Below are 4,778 nucleotides of genomic sequence, written 5' to 3' on the forward strand. Positions count from 1 at the left end.
GCGGGGAGCCCGTGGGGACGGGGCGGCGGCCGTGCGTCCGCCGAGGCACGGCCGCCGACGGGTCAGCTCAGGTGGAGCTGCTGGCCCGGGTAGATCACGTCGGCGTTGTCGATGATGTCGCCGTTGAGCTTGTAGACCTTCTGCCAGCCGCCCTTGACGTCCTGCGCCTCGGCGATCTTGGACAGCGTGTCGCCGGTCTTGACCTTGTACTCGCCGTCGCCCTTCTCGACCTTCTTGCCGGTCGGGGTCTCGACGGTCTTCTTCGACTCGGTCTGCGGCGCGGGCTGCGGCTTGGGGGCCTGCTGCGTCTGCTGCGGGGCGGCCTGCTGCTGCGTCTGCTGCGGCTTCGGCTGCGGCTTGGGGGCCTGCTGCTGCGGGGCCTGCTCGGCGCCGCCGCCGTTGTACGCGGCGCCCGAGAGGCCGACGCCGCAGCTCGGCCAGGCGCCCTTGCCCTGTCCGGCGAGGACCTTCTCGGCGATCTCGATCTGCTGGGCCTTGGAGGCCTTGTCGGCGGTGGCCGCGTACTTGGTGCCGCCGTACGCGGCCCAGGTGGACGGCGAGAACTGCAGGCCGCCCTGGTAGCCGTTGCCGGTGTTGATCGACCAGTTGCCGCCGGACTCGCACTGGGCGACGGCGTCCCACTCGGAGGCGGTGGCGGCGGAGGCGGAGCCCGCGGCCATCAGCGGGGCGGCCACGGCGGCACCGGTGACACCGGCGAGCGTGACGACACGGGTGGCCTTGGACGGACGGCGGTGCTTGCCCTTGCTGGAAAACAGCATGAGTTGATCCCCTCACCGACGCCTGCGAGGTGAGCTGTCGGGTTCGGGCCAGTGAAGTTGCCCGGTCGCACTCTCGCGAGTGCGACTTCACCCCTAGCCGGTTCCGTACGTCCCGCTCCCGTTCGGAAGCCCAACGTCCGGACCCGGCGCTTACCTTGGGTCCCCCGCTCCTGCCTACGGCGCTCGAAGCGACGACTGTTCCCGTCCGGCCGTTGGCAGGATTCGGCGTACCGACCGGCGGGGCCCACCAATGGCGAGCGGTCACGACCGTAGTCACGCGATCGCCGGAATTTCAAAGACGATCAGGGCTTGTGAGACCCATCTCTCACTCGCACCAATGCGGACATTCAACCCGAAGTGGGCCACGGACGGTTCGTCAACTACCCCCGCTTTTCGCCCAAATCGAGGCTCTGACCGGGAAGGATGAGGTCCGGGTCGGCCCCGACGGTCTTCTTGTTCTCCTTGTAGAGGCCGTGCCAGCCGCCCTCGACGCCGTGGTCGTCCGCGATGGCCGAGAGGTTGTCGCCGGAGCGGACCGTGTACGTCCCGTCGGCGACCTTCTCCGTACGCGCGTCGCCGCGCGAGGCGTGCCGTCCGGGACGGTCGCCGCCGCTGCCGCTCTCGCCGCCCGTGGCGCGTCCGTCGTCCGCGCTGCCGCCGCGGTGGCGGCCGGTGGCGGAGTCGTCGGAGCCGGGGGAAGTGGTGCCGTTCTGCCCGGACTTGCCGGAACCGTCCGGGTCGCCCTTGCCGTCCGCCCGACCCGCGCCGCTCGTGCCGTCCGGGCTGCCCTTCTTGCCCTTCTTGCCCGACTCGTCGTGATTCTTCTCTCGGGACGCGTCGCCGGAGCCGGGCGTGTCGCCCGCGTCGGCGGCGTCACCGGAGGAGGAGCCCGGGGCGCCTGACGTGTCGTCGGCCGGATCGGCGGAGCCGGCGGCCTTCCCGGCGCCCGCCTCCCCCTTCTCCTTCTTCTCGGCCTCGCCCTTGTCCTCGCCCTTGTCCTCGCCCTCGCCCTTGTCCGTGGACTTCTCGCCCCCGGACGTGCCGGTCGAGTCGGAGGGCTCCGGGAGGACCGGGCCGCCCGGGTCCACGTCGGCCGCGGCGCCGCCGTCGGTGAGTCCGGCGATCGGGGCGCAACTCGGCCAGGCCTTGGGGCCCTGGGCGTCGAGGATCTTCTCGGCCACGGCGATCTGCTGGGACTTGGAGGCCTGGTCGGCGCTGGGCGCGTAGTCGAGGCCGCCGTGCTGCTCCCACGCCTCCTGGGAGAGCTGGAGTCCTCCGTAGTACCCGTTACCGGGGTTGGCGCTCCACGCGCCACCGCTCTCGCACTGGGCGAGCTTGTCCCAGGTGACCGTCTCGGCGGCGCTCGCGCTTGTGGCTCCGAGGAGCGGGATGGCGATAGCGGATCCGGCGACTCCTGCCGCGACGATCAGGGCCGGGGCCTGGCGGGGGCGTCGGTGACGACCATTGCCGGAGAGCATGCGGTTGCCTTTCACGAGACTATTGCGGCGACTTGGGCACCGGGTGCCCGAGTCGACGTGAACGTAGCCGCAGTCGAACAGTTGTCACAAGTCGATGCAGCGGAGATCACGTGAACATCACAGTCGTGACGGACCATCAGTTATGCGCCTGGTGAGGCGTCAATCGGCGGACTTTTTCTGTGCGGTTGTGAACTCCACCGGCAGGGTCCGCAGTCCTCGCATGATCAGCCCGCCACGCCACCGCAAATCGGCCGGGTCGGCCGCCAGTTGCAGGTCGGGAAGGCGCCGCAGCAGGGTCGCGAGGGCGGTCTGGCCCTCCAGGCGGGCGAGCGGGGCGCCGAGGCAGTAGTGGATGCCGTGCCCGTACCCGAGGTGCGTGTTGTCGGTGCGGCTCAGGTCCAGGGTGTCGGGCCGCTCGAAGCGTTCGGGGTCGCGGTCGGCGGCGGCGAGCACGACGAGGACGGGGTCACCTACGCCGATCTCCTGACCGCCGATGGTCAGCTCCTGGGTGGCGAAACGCCAGGTGGCCAGCTCCACGGGCCCGTCGAAGCGGAGCAGTTCCTCCACACCCGTCTCCAGGAGCCCGGTGTCGCCCTCCGCCAGCGCCTGTTGCAGGCGCTGGCGTTGCTCGGAGTGGGTGAGAAGGGCGTACATGCCGTTGCCGATGAGATTGACGGTGGTCTCGAACCCGGCGAAGAGGAGGATGAAGGCCATCGCCGCGGCCTCGTTCGCCGTGAGGTGCTCGCCGTGGTCGGAGGCGCGGATGAGGCCGGAGATGAGGTCGTCGCCCGGTTCGAGGCGCTTGCGGTGGATCAACTGGACCAGATAGCCCCGCATCTTCTTCACCGACCGCGCGACACCGCCCCGGGGCCCGCCCTGGTGGCGGATCATCATACCCGCCCAGTCGCGGAAGTCGTCCTGGTCCTCGCGGGGGACGCCGAGCAGGTCGCAGATGGCGTAGATGGGGAGCGGGAAGGCGAACTCGTGGATGAGGTCGGCCTCGCCCTTCCCGGCACCGCCGCCCTCGGCGCCCTGCTTGTCGAGGATCGCGTCGATCAGGGCGTCCGTCAGCTCCTGCACGCGTGGCGCGAACTCGGCGACGCGGCGTGGGGTGAACGCCTTCGACACCAGGCGGCGCAGGCGGGTGTGGTCCGGCGGGTCGATGTTGAGCAGGTGCGTCATCAGCTCGGCCTTGCGCTCGCCGGGGATGCCGGTCTTGCCCTTGGCGTGCGCGGGCTCGTCGTGATGCGCGGGGTTCTTGCTCAGCCGCTGGTCGGCGAGGGCCTGCCGGGCGTCGGCGTACCGGGTGACCAGCCAGGCGTCGACGCCGCTGGGCAGCGTGGTCCTGTGCACCGGCGAGTTCTCCCGCAGCCAGGCGTACGCGGGGTAGGGGTCGGTGGCGAACTCCCAGGTGAAGAGTTCGGGCCCCCGGGGCTTGTCAGCTGGTCCGCTCGGCTGGTCAGGCATGCCACGACGGTATCCGGCGCTCCCCTCGCCCGTGCCCGCCGGTGGCTCACATCTGTCCGGCTTCCTCCCCCGCGCCCTCCGCCGCCCGCACCGCGTCGCGGTAGGCGCGGGCCGCGGCCCGCAGCGCCGCTTCCGGGTCGATGCCCTCCGCTTCCGCGGTCAGGGCCAGGGCGAGGAGGTCGTACCCCACGCCCTCGCCCCGCGGGAGCGTGACGGGCAGGCCCGCCGTGCGGACGCGTGAGGCGAGCTTCGCGGCGAGGGCCAGGGCGGGCTGGCCGAGCGGGATGCCCTCCGTGAGCGAGGTGCGCTGCTTCTCCACCGCCTTGGTGCGCAGCCAGTGCGCCTTCACGTCCTCGGGGGTGTCCGCCGAGTCGTCGCCGAAGACGTGCGGGTGGCGGTGGATGAGCTTGTCGACGATGCCGCCCGCGACGTCGTCGACGGAGAAGGGGGCGTCGCCGTCCTCCTCGGCGATACGGGCGTGGAAGATCACCTGGAGCAGTACGTCGCCCAGCTCCTCGCGGAGCTCGTCCCGGTCGCCGTCCTCGATCGCCTCGACCAGTTCGTACGCCTCCTCGATCGCGTACTTCGCCAGGCCCTTGTGGGTCTGCCGCGAGGACCAGGGGCACTCGTCGCGGATCTGGTCCATCACCTGGACGAGGTCGAGCAGGCGGGCGCCCGGCAGGTCGTAGGAGGCGGGGAGCAGTTCGAGGTCGGGCATCGCGACGCGGCCCGAGCCGGCGAGGCGGGCCAGGCCGTCGGTGAGGGGGCGGTCGCCCTCGGCCCCGGCGACGACGAGGACCGTGCGCCCGCCCGCGCAGGCGTCCACCAGCTCCTCGGCGGTGGGCGACGCGTGCGTCACGGTCACGCCGGCCTCGCGCAGATACGGCAGCTGGGGGTGGCCGGCGTCGCCGCACAGCACCTCGTCGGCGCCGTGCAGGGCCTGCCAGGCGGGCCAGGACAACAGGCCGGGCGCGACGCGGTGGCTGGTGGTCAGCAGGATGACTCGCCCGGCAGCAGCCTCGGCGGAGGCCGAACCGTCGGCCGAGGGCGGGGC

General features: G+C 71.8%; 4 protein-coding genes and 1 riboswitch. All 4 genes read right to left on the reverse strand.

Annotated elements, in window-relative coordinates; translation table 11 throughout:
* Positions 1–62: 62 nt before the first annotated feature.
* Positions 63–779 carry a LysM peptidoglycan-binding domain-containing protein gene (locus GKQ77_RS27860; RefSeq protein ID WP_219691689.1) on the reverse strand — a complete coding sequence of 239 codons (717 nt, stop codon included), beginning with the start codon at positions 777–779 and terminating at the stop codon, positions 63–65.
* 4 nt (positions 780–783) lie between these two features.
* Positions 784–971, reverse strand: a riboswitch (cyclic di-AMP (ydaO/yuaA leader).
* A 188-nt stretch (positions 972–1,159) separates the two neighbouring features.
* Entirely contained in the window at positions 1,160–2,257 is a 1,098-nt protein-coding gene (locus tag GKQ77_RS27865; protein ID WP_219691691.1) for a transglycosylase family protein, read from the reverse strand.
* 159 nt (positions 2,258–2,416) lie between these two features.
* A complete protein-coding gene (locus GKQ77_RS27870; RefSeq protein WP_219691690.1) occupies positions 2,417–3,724 on the reverse strand; it encodes a cytochrome P450 family protein in 1,308 nt (435 codons plus the stop codon).
* Between the two features lie 46 nt (positions 3,725–3,770).
* Positions 3,771–4,778 (reverse strand): nucleoside triphosphate pyrophosphohydrolase (locus GKQ77_RS27875; protein WP_258022079.1); only part of this gene is annotated, 1,008 nt, incomplete at its 5' end.

Origin of the sequence: Streptomyces anatolicus, from assembly GCF_019400875.1 — a bacterium.
In the GTDB taxonomy this organism is placed as follows: Bacteria; Actinomycetota; Actinomycetes; order Streptomycetales; family Streptomycetaceae; genus Streptomyces; species Streptomyces anatolicus.